This is a genomic window from Mesorhizobium sp. M0048 (genome assembly GCF_040323405.1).
Lineage (GTDB): Bacteria > Pseudomonadota > Alphaproteobacteria > Rhizobiales > Rhizobiaceae > Mesorhizobium.
Genome location: NZ_JAMYUV010000004.1, coordinates 247,947 through 266,715, shown reverse-complemented (window position 1 = coordinate 266,715; position 18,769 = coordinate 247,947). Strand labels below are relative to the sequence as shown.

The following is an 18,769-nucleotide window of genomic DNA, read 5'->3' as shown; positions in this document are numbered from 1 at the left end:
AGCCGTCAGGTAGCTATGGCTTTGCCGCCGCCCACCGGCTTTTCCTCATCGGACGCTGTGGCCTGCGGCCGCAGCTTGAACAGGATAAGCAGTGGCGCGGCGATAAAGATCGACGAATAGGTGCCGAACACGACGCCGAACAGCATCGCCATGGTGAACGAGCGGATCACCTCGCCGCCGAACAGCACCAGCGCCAGCAACGCCAGGATCGTCGTCACCGAGGTCAGCGTCGTCCTCGACAGCGTCTCGTTGATGGCGTTGTTCAGCAGTTGCGGCAGCGGCATTCGCTTGTATTTTCGCAGATCCTCGCGAACGCGGTCATAGACGACGATGGTGTCGTTGAGCGAATAACCGATGATGGTAAGGATCGCCGCCAGCGACGACTGGTTGAATTCCAGGCCGGTGATAACGAAGAAGCCGATCGTCATGACCACGTCGTGCACGGTCGCAACGATGGCGCCGACCGCGAACTGCCATTCGAAGCGGAACCAGACATAGATCAGGATGCCGAGCAGCGCGATAAGCATGGCGATGGTGCCTTGCTTGGCAAGCTCGCCCGAGACCGTCGGCCCCACCACTTCGACGCGGCGGAAATCATACTGATCCTGCAGCTCGCCGCGCACCTTGTCGATGACGGTCTGCTCAGCGTTCTCGCCGCCCGCCTGCGTGCCGACGCGGATCAGCACGTCGTTCGGTTCGCCGAACTGCTGAACCTGCACCTCGCCGATATTAAGTTCCGTCAGCCTGCCGCGGATGTCGGCCAGATCGGCATTGCCGACCTTGGACTGCACCTCGATCAGTGAGCCGCCCTTGAAATCGATGCCGTAATTTATGTCGATGGTCATGAAGCCGATGACCGACAGCACCGAAAGCACGCTGGACAGTGTGAACGTCCAGCGCCGGATACCCATGAACGGAATTTTCGTGCCTGGTGGAATGAACGTCACAGGCGCCCGCGGCAACTCCTTCGGACGGGCGCGGCGAAGCCAGATCGACACGAGCAGGCGTGTGAAGGTGAAGGCGGTGAAGACCGTGGTCAGGATGCCGATGGCATAGGTGACGGCAAAGCCCTTCACCGGCCCGGTTCCGAGCCAGAACAGCACCACGGTCGCGATCAGTGAGGTCACGTTGGAATCGACGATGGTCGCCAGCGCCTTGCTGAAACCGGTATCGATTGCCTGAATGACCGAGCGGCCGGCACGTCGCTCCTCGCGGATGCGTTCATAGATGAGAACGTTCGAATCGACCGCCATGCCGATGGTCAGCACGATACCGGCGATACCGGGTAGGGTCAGTGTCGCTCCAAGCAGCGACAGCAGCCCGACGATCATCGCCACATGCACCGCCAGCGCGATGTTGGCGAGGAAGCCGAGGAAACCGTAGGCGACGAACATGAATGCCACCACCAGGATCGACCCGATGATGCCGGCGACCTTGCCGGCATGGATGGAGTCCTGGCCAAGTCCCGGCCCCACCGTCCGCTCTTCGATTACCGTCAGCGTCGCTGGCAAGGCGCCGGCGCGCAGCAGCACGGCGAGATCGTTGGCGCTCTCGGCGGTGAAATTCCCCGATATCTGTCCGGTGCCGCCCGGGATCGGTTCACGGATCTGCGGCGCCGAAATCACCTGATTGTCGAGGATGATGGCAAACAGCTTGCCAACATTCTGTGCCGTCGCCTGGCCGAACCGCTGCGCCCCTTTCGAATCGAACCGGAACGAAACAACCGGCTCGTTGGTCTGGGAATTGAACGTCGCCTGGGCATCGACCAGGTTTTCGCCGGAAACGATGACGCGGTTCTCGATCAGGTACGGAACCGGCGGGTCGTCCTGCGAATACAGCACCGAGGATCCCGGCGGCGGGCGGCCGTTCAGCGCATCCTGCACCGGCATCGACTGGTCGACCATCTGGAAGGTCAGCTTGGCAGTCTGGCCAAGAATTTCCTTCAGCCGTTGCGGATCCTGCAGACCAGGCACCTGCACCAGGATACGGTCGTCGCCTTGGCGCTGCACGATCGGCTCGGTGGTGCCGAGTTCGTTGACACGACGCTCGACAACCTGGATCGCCTGCGTCAGCGCCGTCGAGGTGCGATATTTGATTCCCGCATCGGTGACGGAGAATTTGAGCAGGCCGGGCTCGGAATCATCCAGCGTCATCTCCTGGATGGAGCCGCCGCTGAACAGGCCTGCGGCCACCGGATTGGTCAATGGTTTCAAGGCTGTCTTGGCAGCGTCGATCTGTGCGGGATCGGTGATGCGGACCTGCACCGTGCGGCCCGTTCCGGAAAGGCCGGTATAGCCGATCTTGGCATCGCGCAGCAGCGTCCTGATTTCGTCGCGCGTCGTCTCCAGCCGATCCTTGATCAGATCGTTCGGATCCATCCTGAGCAGGATGTGCGAGCCGCCCTGCAAGTCGAGGCCGAGCGTCATCTGCCGCTTCGGCACCCAGTCGGGCAACTTGGCCAGCGTGCTGGCGGAAAAAAGGTTGGGCGCAGCGAGGACCACTGTGGCGGCCACGGCCAGCCAGATCAGGATCATCTTGAAGCGCGAAAAATAAAGCATCAGTTCTTATCCGTTCAGGCGTACAAGCGGCAGCATTCCGCCATCGGTCGGTTTGCGGGCATATTTCTAATTCTGACCACGGCCGGCCCTATCGTGCTTCCTCGGCGATTGTCAATCTTGCTGGCAAGGGGCCGGTGCGCAGCAGCAGGGCGAGGTCATTGGCGCTTTCAGCGGTGAAATTTCCCGATATCTGACCGGTGCCGCCTTCAATGGGCTCTCGGATAACAGGCGCCGAAATAACCTTATCGTCTAATATAACCGCAAACGGCTTGCCGATATATTGCGTCGTAGCCCATTTGAAACGCGCCGTACCCCGGGAATCAAGCCGGAATGAGACGACGCGTTCATCGGTCGCCAAATTGCGGGTTGCTTGCGCATCCAGCACATTTTTACCTGAAAGGATAACCCGATTTTCGATCAAGTAGGGAACCGGAGGATCGTCCATCGAATAAAAAACCGCCGAGCCGACGGGCGGGCGGCCGCTGATTGCCTCGTCGACTGGCATCGACAGATCAACGAGTTGGAAGCTCAGGTGACCGGGCCGGGTGAGAATTTGTCCTAGCCTTTGCGGATCGGCAACGCCCGACGTGCGGACCAATATGCCGTCTTCATTCGTTGACCGAACCACCGGGTGGGTGGCGCCCAGGTCGCGGATACGATCTTTGATGACTTCAACCGACTGTGCAAGCGCGGCCGAAGTTCGATACTTCAAACCTGCATCCGTTACGGTGAATTTGAGCAGGCCGGGCTCACTGTCGTCCAGGGTCATTTCCTGGACGCCGCTGTCCGCGACAGGATCGGTCACCGTTTTGATTGCCGCCTTGGCGAGGTCAAGCTGAGCCGGATCTGTTATGTGCACCTGAACGGTCCGAGCCGAACTGGCAAGGCCGGTATAGCCGATCCTTGCTTCGCGTAGCAGCGACCGGACCTCGTCGCGTGTCGCTTTCAGCCGGCCCTCGATCACGTCGGTCACATCCAACCTGAGCAGGATGTGTGGACCATCTTGCTGGCTTGCTTCAACTATTGACTGGCTTTCGGCAAGCCATTCGGGTCGCGTGGTATGCAAACCGGCGGCGAAGATATTAGTCGCGTGGAAGACAACCGTGCCGGCCAAGGCAAGCCACTTCAGGATCATCTTCAGGCGCCAAAGGTGGAACATATGCCGTCGTTCGTCAGAGCCCTGCCCGCGGATCGTTCCGCCGACAATTCGGTTATTTCTTGGCGTTCTGGTTCGCCACCGGCTCGCCCTTGACGCGCACGTCGGCGATCGTCGATCGCAGCGCCGTCACCTTGGTGCCACCGCCGAGATCGATCTCGAGCTCGTTGTCGTCGATGACCTTGGTCACCTTGCCGACAAAGCCGCCGCCGGTGACGACGGTGTCGCCACGGCGAACCGCCGCCAGCATCTCGCCGCGCTTCTTCAGCTGCGTGCGCTGCGGCCGGATGATCAGAAAATACATGATCACGAAAATCAGAGCAAACGGCACGATCTGGATAAACATTGCGGACGAGTCCCCGCCGATGCCTTGGGCGTATGCCGGCGTCACGAACATCGAGGTACTCCTGAATTTTAAAAACAGCCGCAAACCGTTCTGGGAATTTGACGGCCCCGCCAAATTTGGCCGGAATATAGTCGGTAACGTTGCCAATGCAACTGCGCGGCCGGGCAAATCGGCTGCTTTTCCGGCCTGGTGAGCCGTGTTAGAGGGTGATCCCGAAAAGCGACGCTCGGTTTTCGCAAAAGATGATGCCCGAACAAATGCTTGGGACGAGTTTCGAAACCGCTGAAATCAGGTAGGTTGGCCTGCCGCACCGTCCCGAATGCGAACAAAAAGACAAGAGATGACCGACAGCACCATCGATATCCTGAGCCAGAAGCTCGACCGTCTGATCGAGGCGATCGCCCGCCTCGCGCCGCCGCCGGTGCCGCAAACCGACCTCGGCGACGCCGATTGCTTCGTCTGGCAGGCCGATCCCGGCTATCTGGAGCCGGTGCTCAAGGTCAACCGCGTCGACATCGGCCTGATCCGCGGGGTCGACCGCGTCCGCGACATATTGGTCGACAACACCGAGCGCTTCGCCTCCGGCTATGCCGCCAACAACGTGCTGTTGTGGGGCGCGCGCGGCATGGGCAAATCGTCGCTGGTCAAGGCCGTGCACGCCGCGGTCAACGCTTCGACCAAGCTCGACCTGCCGCTCAAGCTCATCGAGATCCATCGCGAAGACATCGACACGCTTCCGAAGCTGATGAGCCTGCTGAAGGCAGCGCCCTTCCGCTTTATCCTGTTTTGCGACGACCTGTCATTCGACCATGACGACACGTCCTATAAATCGCTGAAGGCAGCGCTTGAAGGCGGCGTCGAGGGCCGCCCGGCCAACGTCATCTTCTACGCCACCTCGAACCGGCGGCATTTGTTGCCGCGCGACATGATCGACAATGAGCGCTCGACGGCGATCAATCCGTCCGAAGCGGTCGAGGAGAAGGTTTCGCTGTCGGACCGCTTCGGCCTGTGGCTTGGCTTCCACAAATGTTCGCAGGACGAATATCTCGACATGATCGACGGCTATGTCCGCCATCACGATCTCGCCATCGATCCCGAGACGCTGCGCGCCGAGGCGCTGGAATGGGCGACGACGCGCGGCAGCCGTTCGGGCCGCGTCGCCTGGCAGTTCACCCAGGACCTGGCTGGCAGGCTCGGCAAGCCGCTGAAGGATTAGCCGCTCAAGGGCTAACAGCAGAAGAAGCCCGCACCTTGCGAAGCGGACTTCCTCGGCGGGCTGAAGGTCAGGTGGCCCGCAAATCGCTTTTCGTCGTCTATTCGAGATAGGTCGAAGGATCGACCGGCGCCGAGTTCTTGCGCACTTCGAAATGCAGTTTCGGCGAGTCGGTGGTGCCGCTCATGCCGGACAGGGCGATTTCCTGGCCGCGCTTGACCTTCTGGCCGCGCTGCACCTCGATCGAGCTGGCGTGGCCGTAGACAGTGACCAGACCGTTTTCGTGCCGCACCAGCACCGTGTTGCCGAATTCCTTGAGGCCGTCACCGGCATAGATGACGACACCGTTTTCAGCCGCCTTGACCGGCGTCCCCTCGGGCACGGCAATGTCGACGCCGTCCTTGCCGCCGCCGAAGCTTGAGATCACGCGGCCGCGCACCGGCCAACGCATCTTGCCGATGCCGGTCGCGTCCGGCGCCACCGCATCGTCGTCCTCGGCCTGCTGGATGACTTTCGCATCCTTCTTCGGCGGCGTGTAGGAGGCGAGCGTCTGCGTCGGCGTGGCCTTGGCCGGCGGCTGGGTGGTAGCCGTCGTCACCGGATCGACCTTTGCCGGCTTCACGCCGGCGACGACAGCGGTTCCGCCTGCCGGCACTTTCAGGGTCTGGCCGATCTTGAGCAGTCCATCCTGCATGCCGTTCGCCTGCTTCAGCGCAACGACGCCGACGCCGGTCTTTCTGGCAATGGCGGACAGCGTATCGCCTTGCTGAACCGTGTAAGTGCCGCCGGTACCGGCCGGTTTGGCCGTCGCCGAAGCCACCTTCGCCGCAGTCTTTCCATCCTTCGGCTGGCTCGCGGCAGCCGAGGCGTCCACCTGCGCGGCAGACTTGCCTTCCCTGAGCTTCGGTTGCTGCGGCAGCACGGCCACCTTCGCCGGCGCCTCGGCCGGCTGGTCGTGCCTGGTGCCGTTCGCGGGCTTGGCGTCGGCGACTTTCGGCGCGGCGCCGTTGCTCGAATACGCATAGGCCGGGATGACGAGCTTCTGGCCGGTCTTCAGCCCCTTGGTCGCGCTCAGCCCGTTGACTTTCATGATGGCATCGGCCGGCACGCCGTAGCGCCGTGACAGGCCGGAAATGGTCTCGCCGTCCTTGACGACGATCTCGGTTGCATGCGGCGCGCCGGCGGCCGTCGCCATGCGCGGCGCGTCGGGCTCGGCGTTCTTGAACGGCCTTGCCGCCGGAGCGACGGTGCCGGTTGCCGTCCTGTCGACACGAGGAGCGGCAGGCGCCAGGGCCGGCGCGGCAGCGGTACGCACCGGCCGGGCGGCAGGTGCCAGGGCGGGAGCCGGCGGTGGCAATTGCTGCGCCGTGACCGGTTCGAGGCTTGAGCGGCTGACCGACTGGGTGTGGCTGCCGTCGATCGGCGCGGCCGCAACATCGCCCGGATAGGGCTGGGCAGCATCCTGCTTGTCGATGATGGCGCGCTGGTTGTTGGTCGAGGCGGTGAACACGTCGTCGACGCTGTTGAACCGCGCCACCTGGGAACTACACCCCGTCGCAGCGCCTGCGATCATGAGGACGGCGCAGCCACGCGCCAGATTGCGTCCGTTTGCCTTCAAAACACTGAATTGCATCGCACTAACCCGCACAGACCCGGTACAACTGAGTGTGATTAAAGCGCGTTAATGTTACCGGTCGGTTAAACCTGTAGAATCAGGCGCAAATTTTCTTAAAATATTCCAGGATCCGGGCGCCGGGTGTGCCGAGATTCAGGTCAGGCCGAGCCGAAAATGGTAGGTTCCGAGAACCGGAGCGGAGCGTACTTTTGGGTACATGAGCACCGGAAGCGGAGCAAACCGCCATTTGCAGGCCGACCTCACCTGAATATCGACACAGCCTAGATCACTGCGGCGACACCGTGCAGGATCGGCTGCAGGCGCACCAGGCCGATATCCTCGCGTTCGAAGCGGCTGCCGACCTTGGTAAGCTTGGCCAGCACCTGCTCGCCCTCGTCGGGTCCGATCGGCGCGATGACGATGCCGCCGCTCGACAATTGATCGAGGAGAAAGCGCGGCAGGCTGTCGAAGGCCGCCCAGGCAACGATGCGGTCGAACGGCGCTTCGTTGGCCAGTCCGTTGGAACCGTCCGCCTGACGCACGATGACATTGCCGATGGCGAGTGCCTCAAGGCGCTGCCGGGCCTGTTCGGCCAGCGTCTTGTAACGGTCGATGGTGACGATCCGCGCGGCAAGCCGCGACATCACCGCCGCCGTGTAGCCCGACCCGGTGCCGATCTCGAGCACGCGGTTGCCCGGCTCGATCGCAAGTGCCGCGATCACCGCCGCCTGCAGGTCGGCGCCTTCGATGGCCTCGCCGCATTCGATCGGCAGCATACGGTCCGACCAGGCTATGGAGTGAAAATGCGGAGACAGAAAGCCGCGCCGCGGCGTCGCCTCAAAGGCGGCGATCAGCGCCTTCGGCGCCGTGCCCCTGCCGCGCAGGCGAAGCAGGAAGGCAGCGAAACCTTCGCGCTCGTCGACCGTTGCAGCGTGGTTTGAGTTCATGCGAGCGCCTTGGCCAGTTGATCGCGGATTTCATGCGCGGTGAGATCGAGCTGCAGCGGCGTCACCGACACCAGCCGATTGCGCAAGGCATGGAGGTCGGTGCCTTGCTTGCCCTCGACCGGCTCGCGGCCGAAGCGCAGCCAGTAGTAAGGCAAGCCGCGCCCGTCGCGCCGCTCGTCGACCCACAGGCTGTGGACCAGCTTGCCCTGCGAAGTAACCACAGTTCCGGCGATCTCTTCCGGCGTACAATTCGGAAAATTGACGTTGAGCAGCACGCCGTCCGGCAACGGCATGGCGACGAGCTTTTCGAGCAGCGCCGGCGCCAGCGCTTCGGCGGTCTCGTAGGGAACGACGCGGTCCTCGCCGACATAGGAATAGGCCTGGCTGATGGCGATCGAGCGCACGCCGAGCAGCGCGCCTTCCATGGCGCCGGCGACCGTGCCCGAATAGGTGACGTCGTCGGCGATGTTGGCCCCGGAATTGACGCCGGACAGGATCAGGTCAGGCGCTTCGGGCAGGATCTTCTTCACGCCCATGATGACGCAGTCGGTCGGCGTGCCGCGCACCGCAAAGTGCTTTTCGCCGATTTTCCTGAGCCGCAGCGGCTCCGAGATCGACAGCGAATGCGCATAGCCGGACTGATCCTGTTCCGGTGCCACCACCCAGACGTCGTCCGACAGCGTGTGCGCGATGCGTTCGAGTGATGCAAGGCCCTCGGCATGGATGCCGTCGTCGTTGGTCAGAAGGATGCGCATTATGTCGATTCGATCTTTTCCAGACCGCCCATGTAAGGCCGAAGCGCTTCAGGAATGGTTACGCTGCCGTCCTCGTTCTGGTAATTTTCGATGACGGCAATGAGAGCGCGGCCGACGGCGGTGCCCGAACCGTTCAGCGTGTGGACGAAGCGGTTGCCCTTGCCGTCCTTGTCCTTGTAGCGGGCGTCCATGCGCCGCGCCTGGAAATCGCCGCATACCGAGCACGACGATATCTCGCGATAGGCATTCTGGCCGGGCAGCCAGACCTCGATGTCGTAGGTCTTGCGCGCACCAAAGCCCATGTCGCCGGTGCACAGCGTCACGGTGCGGAACGGCAGGCCGAGCCGCTTCAGCACCTCCTCGGCGCATTCGGTCATGCGCTCATGCTCGGCAACCGAAGTCTCCTGGTCGGTGATCGACACCAGTTCGACCTTGTAGAACTGGTGCTGGCGCAGCATGCCGCGCGTGTCGCGCCCGGCCGAGCCCGCCTCGGAGCGGAAGCACGGCGTCAGCGCCGTATAGCGCAGCGGCAGTTTTTCGTGCGGCGTGATCTCGTCGCGAACGAGATTGGTGAGCGGCACTTCGGCGGTTGGGATCAGGCCAAGCCTGCCGTCCCCGTGCCGAACGAAGAATAAATCCTCCTCGAATTTCGGCAGTTGCCCGGTTCCGAAAAGCACCTCGTCGCGCACCATCAACGGCGGCTGGATCTCTACATAGCCGTGCTCGGTGGTGTGCAGATCCAGCATGAACTGGCCGAGCGCGCGTTCCATCCGCGCCAGGCCGCTTTTGAGTACGGTGAAGCGCGAGCCGGAAAGCCGTGCTGCCCGCTCGAAATCCATCATGCCGAGCGCTTCGCCGATCTCGAAATGCTCCTTCACCCAGTTCGGCCGCGTCGGCACCTCGCCGACGACGCGCTTGACGACGTTGTCGTGCTCGTCCTTGCCGACCGGCACGTCGTCGAACGGCACGTTTGGCAGCACAGCCAACACATCGTTCAGCGCCTTGTCGAGCTCGCGCTCGCGCGCCTCGCCATTCTGGATGAAGGCCTTGATCTCGCCGACCTCGGCCTTCAGCCTTTCGGCAAGAGCGGCGTCGCCCGAGCGCATGGCATTGCCGATCTCCTTCGAGGCGGCGTTGCGGCGTTCTTGTCTGGCCTGCAGCTCGGTCAGATGCTCGCGCCGCGCCTCATCCGCCGCGATCAAGTCGTCGACCGTGGACCGCGCATCCTCAGCCGACCACGAGCGCTTCTGGAGCGCTTCGACAAGGGCCTTCGGGTTGTCGCGAATCCATTTGATGTCAAGCATGGTCTGTTCGTCCTTGAGTAGGCCAGAGGGGGTAAACCGCATCGATGCAAGGCGTCAAGGCAGAGTTCCTTCGCGCCCCCCTCTGTCCTGCCGGACATCTCCCCCACGGGTGGGGAGATCGGCCGTCACTGCGGCTTTCGCCAATCTCCGGCGCTGAAAAAGCAAGCCATCGGCGAAGTTGCCATCTCCCCCCAAGTGGGGGAGATGTCCGGCAGGACAGAGGGGGGCGCTGTCCCGCCGACCTCAGGCGGCAACACCGGAACTTCAAAAGGAAGAAACAAAAAAACCCGCCCTGAGTGGGCGGGTTTTTGGAGCCAATTGGCACCATAGCCAAATTAGTAGCATAGCTGCCGGCACAAAGCAAGAACAAAGTTGCAGCGGCCGGAAGAAAGATGCTGTCCGCTTCAACCGAACCTACGTCGAAGACGCGTCCGCCGGCTTGTCGGCCACCTCTTCCGTGGCGTCCTGTTTTTCGCGAGCCACACGGTCGCGCTCCTTGCTGCGTTCGATCAGCCGGGCCGACCAGATCGAGACCTCGTAGAGCAGGATCGTCGGAATGGCGAGGCCGATCTGGCTCATCGGGTCGGGCGGCGTCAGCACCGCCGCCACGACGAAGGCGATGACGATGGCCCATTTGCGCTTCTCGGCAAGGGCCGTGGACGACAGCATGCCGACCCGCGTCATCAGGCTTGTCACTACCGGCAACTGGAACACCAGGCCGAAGGAGAAGATCAGCGTCATGATCAGACTGAGATATTCGGACACTTTCGGCAGCAGCGAAATCTGCACCTGGTCATTGGTGCCGGTCTGCTGCATTGCGAGGAAGAACCACATCACCATCGGCGTGAAGAAGAAATAGACCAGCGACGCGCCCATCAGGAACAGGATCGGCGAGGCGATCAGGAACGGCAGGAAGGCATTGCGTTCGTTCTTGTAGAGGCCGGGCGCGATGAATTTGTAGATCTGCGTGGCGATCAGCGGAAAGGCTATGACCATGCCGCCGAACATGGCGAGCTTGACCTGGGTAAAGAAGAATTCCTGTGGCGCCGTATAGATCAGCTCGACCTTGTGCGGGTCGAGCCCAGCCCATTGCGTGGCCCATTTGAACGGAATGACCAGAAGGTTGAACAGCCGCTTGGCGAAAAAGAAGCAGACCAGGAAGGCAACAAAAAAACCGCCGATCGACCAGATCAGGCGCCGGCGCAGCTCGATCAGGTGCTCCATCAGCGGAGCCGACGATTTTTCGATCTCGTCCTTTTCCTTGTCCGAAACGCTCACTTGGCGGCTCCCGCCGTTTTCCTGGCGGCCGGCTTCTTCGCTGCTGACGCCGGCTTCTTCGCTGCTGGCGACTGCGGTTTCGGCTCAGCTTTTGCGGCGGCCTTTGGCGCAGCGGTCTTTGCCGGCTTGGCCGGCGCGGCGGCCGCGGCTTTCGCGGGCGCCGGCTTCTTCCTTGCCGTAGATGCTTTTTGCGGCACTGCCGCCGCAGCCGTTTGCGCCTGCACGGCCGGCGCCACGACGGACTCGTCCGTCATCGCCGGAAAGATCGGCGTGGCCGGCGTCGGCTCCGGCGGGCTGACGCCCGGCATCGTCGTTGCGCCGTTGTTCAGCGGCTCGGCTGCCTGCTCCGTCGAAGCGGCGGCATCGACGGCCGGCTTGGGTTTCATCACGGCGTCGACGCCGGAACGGACGTCGGCGGCGGCCTGTTCGAATGGATTGAGCTGCTTCCTGATCTCGGCTGCCGGATTGAGACTTCTCAGCGAATCGACCGACTTCTTGACGTCGTCGAGTTCGGCTTCCTTCAACGCGTCGTTGAACTGCCGCTGGAAATCGGACGCCATGGCGCGCAGCTTCGCCGTCGTGCGACCGAAGGTGCGCAGCATGTTGGGCAAATCCTTGGGCCCGACGACCACGATCATGACGATCGCGATCACCAGCATCTCGGTCCAGCCGACTTCGAACATGGCTATACGTTCCGACTAAAGTTTGGGCTCAGCCTTTGCTGGCCTTTTCCTTCGGTACCGAAACGGTTTCGTCGGCACGGTGTTCGACGGTACGCTTGTCGTCGGCAGCGTCGTCGTCCGCCATGCCCTTCTTGAAGCTCTTGATGCCCTTGGCCATGTCGCCCATCAGCTCGGGGATCTTGCCGCGGCCGAAGACCAGCAGCACGATCACCAGAACGATCATCCAGTGCCAAATCGAAAATGAACCCATAGCAAATCTCTCTCGAACGGTTTCCCAGACGCTGATCTATGCGCTTTCGGGTTCGGATTCAAACAGAACTGCGACAGAGTTCATGAATGAGTGGCCGAAGTCACGCACTTTCGGCACAGCGGCCCGCTACCAATCGGCGCAGTTCCATCCTGCCTGTGGCTTTAAGATGGCGCTTGGCTCAATCTTCCGTGACGCGCGGCGTCAAAAGGCCGAGTTCCTCGAGGTCGATATCGGTCAGCGGATCCTCGTCGTCGGTGAGCGCATCGGGGTCGGCCGGCGGCAGCGGCACCGAGAAATTCGACGGCATACGGCCGGACAGCAGCCCCGCACCCTTCAATTCCTCCATGCCGGGGAGATCGCGTATCTCCTCCAGTGCGAAATGGTCGAGGAAAATATCGGTCGTGCCATAGGTGACGGGACGGCCGGGCGTGCGGCGCCGGCCGCGCATCCTCACCCATTCGGTCTCCATCAGCGTGTCGAGCGTCCCCTTTGACGTTTCGACGCCGCGGATGTCCTCGATCTCGGCGCGCGTTACCGGCTGGTGGTAGGCGATGATCGCCAGCACTTCGAGGGCAGCGCGGGACAGTTTGCGCTGCTGCACCGTGTCGCGGCTCATCAGGAAGGCGAGGTCGCCGGCGGTGCGAAACGCCCAGGCATCGCCGACGCGCACCAGATTGACGCCGCGCCGCGCATAGATCTGCTGCAGTTCGGCCATTGCCGCGGCAATGTTGATGCCGTCGGGCAGCCGCGAAGTGAGCTGTTTTTCGCTGACCGGCTCGGCGCTGGCGAATACGATCGCCTCGGCCATCCGTACGGCCTCCGCCATATGCAGCCGCTCGCCAGGATTCCGCGACAAATTTTGCCCCTGATTTTGTGCCGGGTTCTCGGCGACCGCGCCTTGCTCGGCGTCGTCGTCGACCTTGAACGGAATGACCGAAGCGTTGGCGCGTTCGCTCATGATGTCACCTCGACTATCTTGATGGCCTGGGCGCGGCCGCGCAGATAAAGCGGCGCGAAAACCTGGTCCTGCCGCATTTCCATCTTGCCTTCGCGCACCAGTTCCAGTGTCGCCGCAAACGAGCTGGCAACCGCGGTGCGCCGGTCTTCCGGGCCGGCCAGATATTCGACCAGGAAACTGTCGAGCGCCGTCCAGTCGCGCAGCGACCCGATCAGCCTGGTCAGCACGTCGCGCGCATCCTTGAGCGACCACACGCCGCGCCTGGCAATCGTCACATTGGTGATCGCCTGCTTCTGGCGCTGCTGGGCATAGGCGGTCAACAGGTCATAGAGCGAGGCCGAATAGGCATTGCGCTTCTCGACGATCACCATCTCCGGCATGCCGCGTGCAAACACGTCGCGTCCGAGCCGGTTGCGGTTGACCAGCCGTGCCGCCGCGTCGCGCATGGCCTCCAGCCGCTTCAGCCGGAACTGCAGTACCGCCGCCAGTTCCTCGCCGCTTTCGCCTTCGTCGCCGGGCTGCTTGGGGATCAGGAGCTTCGACTTGAGAAACGCCAGCCACGCTGCCATCACCAGATAGTCGGCGGCAAGCTCCAGCCTCAGCGCCCTCACCTTCTCGACGAACGCCAGATACTGTTCGGCCAGCGCCAGGATCGAGATGCGCGACAGGTCGACCTTCTGATTGCGGGCAAGATGCAGCAGAAGATCGAGCGGACCTTCGAAACCGGCCACATCGACGACCAACGCCGGATCGCCGGTCAGCCGGGAATCGTCGTTCTCGGCCCACAAGCGGTCCATCGGTGCGGCCTTGCCGGCCTTCAGGTCCAATGCTTCCGCCACTTCGCTTCCTTCGATGCTAGGCTACCGCGTCGAAATAACTGGCAAATTCGGCCCGAATCTCGGTCTCGTCCGCAACGTCACGGTTCCTGATATAGGTCAGCGCCCGCTCCGCGCGCTCAAACGACTTGCCTTCAAGCCCGGTCGTTCGCGATGCAATGCCGGCCATCTCCTCGAACACGCCGTTGCAGTGAAGGACCAGATCGCAGCCCGCCGCAAGGATAGCGGCCGCCTTTGACGGGAAATCCCCAGAAAGTGCCTTCATCGAAGTGTCGTCGCTCATCAACAGACCGTCGAAGCCGATTTCGCCGCGGATGATCTTTTCGATGACCTTGCCGGATGTGGTGGCCGGGTTCTTCGGGTCGATCGCGCTATAGACGACATGCGCCGTCATCGCCATCGGCAAATGGTTGAGCTCCCTGAATGGCGCAAAATCATGCCGCTGCAGGTCGCCGATCGAGGCGTCGACGGTCGGCAGTTCGAAATGCGTATCGGCGAAGGCCCTTCCATGACCGGGAATATGCTTCATCACCGGCAGCACGCCGCCCGCCATCAGGCCTTCCGCCGCGGCGCGACCCAATTCGATGACGGCGCGCGGCTCCTTGCCATAGGCGCGCGCGCCGATGACGTCGCTGGCGCCCTCGATCGGCACGTCGAGCACCGGCAGGCAATCCGCCGTGATGCCGTAGCGCAGTAGGTCGAAGGCATGCAGCCGCGCCATCAGCCATGCGGCACGGGTGCCGGCGTCATGGTCGTCGCGCCACAAGGCGCCGAGTGCACCGGCAGCCGGATAGTTTGGCGCCAGCGGCGGCCGCAGGCGCTGCACGCGGCCGCCCTCCTGGTCGATGAATACCGGCGCGTCCGCACGCCCGACGCAGTCGCGCATGGCGGCGACCAGATCGCGGATCTGCTCGGTCTCGCCGATATTGCGCGCAAACAGGATGAAACCCCACGGGCATTCGTTGCGGTAGAAACGGATCTCGTCGCGGCTCAGTGATTTCCCGGCGCAGCCGAGGATCATGGATTTTGATTCGGTCATGCGGAACAGTTTAGAGCTTCGCGACGACAAAGGGAATCGCCCGCGATTGCCTCCAAAGGTTTCCTTTCACGCAAAAAAGCCGGCGCGGGCGCCGGCTTTTCGAGGGCTTTGGTGCCGCTAGTGGGACACGAAGCAATTGCCGCCGGCAGCCTTGTAGCTGGTGCACAGTTTGATCGCCTCGTTGCGAGACTGCGCCGGAACGCGGACGCGGTAGAAGGTGCCCTTGCCGGCAATCTCGGCCTTGACGATGTTGGCGGTGCGGCCGGAAAGCACGCTGCCGTAGCGGCGCTGCAGATCCTGGTAAGTCGCCTGGGCGCTTTCGACTGTCGGCTGCGAAGCGATCTGTATCGACCAAGAACCAGCGCCGGCCGCGGCCGGATCGATGGAAGCAACCTGATCGGGCTTGACCTCGCCGACCACGTCGACCGGCTGGTCGGACGGGCGCTGCGGCGCCACCGGAACCGTGGCCGGGGTGGTGGCCGACTGCTTGCTGGCTGACGCCTGGGCCTTGGCTTCAGCCTTTGTGTCGGGCTTGGGCGCCGGCTGCAGCTTGGAGGTTTCGGCCTGATCGCCGCTCGCCCGATCGCCGCTCGCCTGATCGCCACTCGGCTGGTCGCCAATCTTCGGGTCGCCAATCTTCGGATCGCTTGTCATTTGGTCGATCAGGGGCACGGTGCCGGTCTGCGCGGCGGCGTCGGCCTGGGCGGCCGGAGCCACGTGCTGCGGCGCCGGATCGGCCGGCTCGGCAGCAGCCATCTGCGGGGCGGCTGGCGCCGGATCTTCGCGCGCCACCAGCGAGCCGTCAGGTTTCACGACCATGGTCCGTACCTTGCGCGGCGCAACGGCGACGGTCTCGGCACCCTTCTCGGCCTCCTGCAGAACCTGCGCGATGCGATCCTCGGACTTGGGCGCCGGTGCGGCGGCTACGGTATCGCCAGCCGCGGTGCCAAGCGCATTGGTGTCAGGCGCGCTGGTGTCACGCGCGTTGGTGCCAGACGCATTGCTATCAGACGCCTCGGTGCCGAGCGCGTCGATATCGTCTGCGGCATCGGGGTCATTGGGCGAAAGATCGACGACGCGGCTCTCCGGTTCGTTGGCCTTCAGGTCGACAGGCTCTTCGGTGTTGGTGACCAGCTTCTGCTGAACCGGCTCGGCGGGCTTGGCGCCCTTGGCCACAGCGTCATAAACCTTGTTGTCCTGGTTCGGCACGACAGTGCCGCCTGGATTTTCCGGCTTGATCTTGATCGGCCTGTTGTCGGCTTTGACGATGACCGGCGCATCGCCGCCGCTCTTGCCGCCGAGGGTCAACGCAAAGGCGCCAAGGCCGCCGGCGATCGCAACGGCGCCGACCACCGCACCTATCAGCAGCCCGCGCCTGCGCGGCTGCCTTTCGGCCTCGCGTTCGGCGAGGCCGGGAACCGACATCTCCTCGTCCAGTTCGGGATCGTAGTCGAGCTCATCGAAGGTGAAATCGTCGGCTTGCGAAACCGGCTGGCCGCCGGGCAACGAGCCCAGATCGAAACCGTCCGCTGCATCCGCATAGGAAGCGGCTGCCGGGCTGACAGGGGCTTCCGCAGGCTTGGTGCCATAGGCGCGCGTCTCGCCGCGATCTTGCTTGTAGCCAGACGCGAGGCCGGCATCGTATTCATCGTCATAGCCAGCACTGCGCACCGGGGCCGGCGCTATATCCGTGGCATTCATTTCGGTGAGAAGGCTGGCAAAATCGGCATCGAGATCGTCGTAGGCGGGCGCCACCGGCTCGTCATCGTCGAAGTTGAGCTCCGGAATGTCGAGATCGTCCGCCAGCGCCACGACGCGCTCGGGCACGTCGACCGTCTCGACATCGGGCATCTCGTCATAGGCGGAAGGCTGTTGATGCGAGCTTGGCGCAGCTTCCATGCGGGCGGGCCGACCTTCATACGATGACCTATCTTCACGGGATGCCTGGCCTTCATAGGACGGCCTCTCTTCGACCGGTGCGGCCCGATAGGACGGCGTTGCAGCCGGTTGCGGTGGTGGTGCCGGACGCGCCACCGGCTGGCTTGCAAAGGCGGGTTGAGGCTGTGCAACCGGTGTCACGCGGCTCCACGAGCGGGCCGGCTCGGGCGGCGTGGCGCGTGTCGTCAGCCAGTTCAGCGCATCGAGCGGGTCTTCGTCGGCAGCAGCTGCCGCACTCTTGTCGGCCGAGTCGTGATCCAGGCCGATGTTCCTGGCGAAGTCGGCATCGAGCGCATCGTTGTCTAGATCACCCGCAGGTCCGGCAGCGGCTTCAATACCGAAATCCTCGCCTTCAAGCTCATCGAGGAGGACACTGCCAAGATCGGCGTCATCGGCGGCACTGGACTGCGGCGGCTCAGCGGGCTCGCGCTCGTCGAGTTCCCAATCCAGCTCGTCGACAGCATGCACCGGGTCGTTGGCGACGTCTTTGACCGCCGCCATTGGCTGTTCAGCAGCCACTGCTGGCTTCTGAATTACCGGCGCGATGGGCTGCTGAACAGCCATCACGGGCTTCTGGGCAGGCTGCTGGCTTGTCTGACGTTCCTGCTGGCTTGTCTGAGGTTCGTTGACCGCTTGTGCCGGCCGTGTGCTCATCGCACCCAACAGCGCGTTCAGTTCGTCCTCCAGGCTGCGTTCCTCGGCCACTGGGGCCGTTGGGACGACAGCGGCGGCCTGGGCCGCGGGTTCGGCTGCAACGACCTGGGCTACGGGCTGTTCGGGGTGCTCGGCAGGCGCATCGTCGAAGCTCAGATCGAAATCGTCGTCGAGCGCCGCTTCAGCGGCCGTGCCGGAAAGCCGGGCGGCCTCTGGCTCTTCGATCGACAGCTCTTCGATAAACTCTGGTTCTTCGATTTCGGCAGGCTCGTTCGCGCGAACGTCGAAGTCCATGTCGACATCGGCCATGGCATCATCGGCATGGCCGGCAAAATTCTCATCGGCCGCCTCAACCGGCGATACCGGGGCGGCGTTATCAGCCGGCTCCTGCTCGTCGAACATCAGCTCGTCTTCAAGCGAGCTTGCAACCGCGTCGTCGAACTCGTCATCGAACGCAGGCGCGGCCGCTTGCGCCGCCGTTTCAGCGGCGACCGCCTGCTCCATCGGCTCATGCTCTTCGAGCATTAGTTCGTCTTCGAGCGAGCTTGCCACGGCGTCGTCGAACTCGTTGTCGAAGGCGGGCTCGTCGACCAGCTCGATCGCCTCGGCCGCGGCCCTGGGTTCGTCCTCGCCGGTCACATCGTCGTCGAGCCGAAAATCCTGGTCGAGCGAGGCGGCAAGTTCGTCGTCACTCGAAAGGTCGTCCTCGAACGGCGACACGTCTTCGAGCGAGCCGGCGACGGCGTTATCGAACTCTTCATCGAACTCCGGCTCGACAGCGGGAGCGAACGCCCTTTCGGGGCCGGAGGCAATTTCGTCGGCGGCAACAGGAGCGGCCGCAACAGGAGCAACATCATCCACCGCACTGTCGTCGAACGCGAAATCCTGTTCGAACGAGGCGGCAAGCGCGTCCTCCATCTCATCCGTGGTAGCCGGTTCGGGTGCCGGCTCGCGAAGCTCGACAGGGAAAGCATTGTCATTGGCGTCGGCGCCGAATTCGCCCATCAACTCCTTCTCGAGATCGATCTCGAAATCGCCCTCGCCCACCGACGGTTCGGCGGCAGCGGTTTTCGGCTGGGCCGGCGTTTGCGGTTTGACCGGCTGGCGCGGGTCGAACCCCATGATCCTGGTCAGTTCCGCGAACGGATCATCGCTGGCGATGTCGTTGTGGTCGGCTGCTCTCAGCTGGGTTCTGTCTGCCATTATTGTTCCCGAACTCGCACTCATTCGGACGCCATG

Annotated in this window: 15 protein-coding genes; 1 reads left to right on the top strand and 14 read right to left on the bottom strand. The window is 63.2% G+C overall.

Annotated elements, in window-relative coordinates; genetic code table 11:
• Positions 1-5 precede the first annotated feature (5 nt).
• The 3 genes from secDF to yajC all read right to left on the bottom strand — a co-directional run bounded on the left by secDF (position 6) and on the right by yajC (position 4,111).
• Complete coding sequence (secDF, locus tag NKJ84_RS06805; RefSeq protein WP_352505853.1) at positions 6-2,558, bottom strand: protein translocase subunit SecDF; 2,553 nt, start codon at positions 2,556-2,558, stop codon at positions 6-8.
• An 88-nt stretch (positions 2,559-2,646) separates the two neighbouring features.
• Positions 2,647-3,693: a SecDF P1 head subdomain-containing protein gene (locus tag NKJ84_RS06800; RefSeq protein ID WP_254818329.1), complete on the bottom strand. Its 1,047-nt coding sequence runs from the start codon at positions 3,691-3,693 to the stop codon at positions 2,647-2,649.
• 76 nt (positions 3,694-3,769) lie between these two features.
• Complete coding sequence (gene yajC, locus NKJ84_RS06795; protein WP_254818328.1) at positions 3,770-4,111, bottom strand: preprotein translocase subunit YajC; 342 nt, start codon at positions 4,109-4,111, stop codon at positions 3,770-3,772.
• Between the two features lie 289 nt (positions 4,112-4,400).
• On the opposite strand from yajC, the gene NKJ84_RS06790 reads away from it, so the two are divergent.
• Positions 4,401-5,276, top strand: a complete 876-nt coding sequence (locus NKJ84_RS06790; protein ID WP_254818327.1) for an ATP-binding protein — start codon at positions 4,401-4,403, stop codon at positions 5,274-5,276.
• 97 nt (positions 5,277-5,373) lie between these two features.
• Here the strand turns inward: NKJ84_RS06790 and NKJ84_RS06785 are convergent, their stop codons facing one another.
• The 11 genes from NKJ84_RS06785 to NKJ84_RS06735 form a co-directional block, all read right to left on the bottom strand.
• Positions 5,374-6,906 carry a peptidoglycan DD-metalloendopeptidase family protein gene (locus NKJ84_RS06785; protein ID WP_352505852.1) on the bottom strand — a complete coding sequence of 511 codons (1,533 nt, stop codon included), beginning with the start codon at positions 6,904-6,906 and terminating at the stop codon, positions 5,374-5,376.
• A 263-nt stretch (positions 6,907-7,169) separates the two neighbouring features.
• Positions 7,170-7,835, bottom strand: coding sequence for a protein-L-isoaspartate(D-aspartate) O-methyltransferase (locus NKJ84_RS06780; RefSeq protein WP_352505851.1), 666 nt, complete (start codon positions 7,833-7,835; stop codon positions 7,170-7,172).
• Complete coding sequence (gene surE, locus NKJ84_RS06775) at positions 7,832-8,590, bottom strand: 5'/3'-nucleotidase SurE (RefSeq protein ID WP_352505850.1); 759 nt, start codon at positions 8,588-8,590, stop codon at positions 7,832-7,834. The genes NKJ84_RS06780 and surE overlap by 4 nt, the downstream gene beginning before the upstream one ends.
• Positions 8,590-9,894, bottom strand: a complete 1,305-nt coding sequence (gene serS, locus NKJ84_RS06770) for a serine--tRNA ligase (protein ID WP_352505849.1) — start codon at positions 9,892-9,894, stop codon at positions 8,590-8,592. The genes surE and serS overlap by 1 nt, the downstream gene beginning before the upstream one ends.
• 414 nt (positions 9,895-10,308) lie before the next feature.
• The gene (gene tatC, locus NKJ84_RS06765) at positions 10,309-11,172 is read right to left on the bottom strand and encodes a twin-arginine translocase subunit TatC (RefSeq protein WP_254818322.1); all 864 of its coding nucleotides are present in this window, start codon (positions 11,170-11,172) and stop codon (positions 10,309-10,311) included.
• Positions 11,169-11,855, bottom strand: a complete 687-nt coding sequence (tatB, locus tag NKJ84_RS06760) for a Sec-independent protein translocase protein TatB (RefSeq protein ID WP_352505848.1) — start codon at positions 11,853-11,855, stop codon at positions 11,169-11,171. The genes tatC and tatB overlap by 4 nt, the downstream gene beginning before the upstream one ends.
• A 28-nt stretch (positions 11,856-11,883) precedes the next feature.
• Complete coding sequence (locus tag NKJ84_RS06755) at positions 11,884-12,105, bottom strand: twin-arginine translocase TatA/TatE family subunit (protein WP_352505846.1); 222 nt, start codon at positions 12,103-12,105, stop codon at positions 11,884-11,886.
• Between the two features lie 178 nt (positions 12,106-12,283).
• On the bottom strand, positions 12,284-13,063 hold the full coding sequence (gene scpB, locus NKJ84_RS06750; protein ID WP_352451389.1) for an SMC-Scp complex subunit ScpB: 780 nt from the start codon (positions 13,061-13,063) through the stop codon (positions 12,284-12,286).
• On the bottom strand, positions 13,060-13,860 hold the full coding sequence (locus NKJ84_RS06745) for a segregation and condensation protein A (RefSeq protein ID WP_352505869.1): 801 nt from the start codon (positions 13,858-13,860) through the stop codon (positions 13,060-13,062). The genes scpB and NKJ84_RS06745 overlap by 4 nt, the downstream gene beginning before the upstream one ends.
• A 58-nt stretch (positions 13,861-13,918) precedes the next feature.
• Positions 13,919-14,938, bottom strand: coding sequence for a beta-N-acetylhexosaminidase (gene nagZ, locus NKJ84_RS06740; protein ID WP_352505845.1), 1,020 nt, complete (start codon positions 14,936-14,938; stop codon positions 13,919-13,921).
• Positions 14,939-15,055: 117 nt separating this feature from the next.
• Complete coding sequence (locus NKJ84_RS06735; RefSeq protein ID WP_352505844.1) at positions 15,056-18,733, bottom strand: SPOR domain-containing protein; 3,678 nt, start codon at positions 18,731-18,733, stop codon at positions 15,056-15,058.
• Positions 18,734-18,769: the final 36 nt, after the last annotated feature.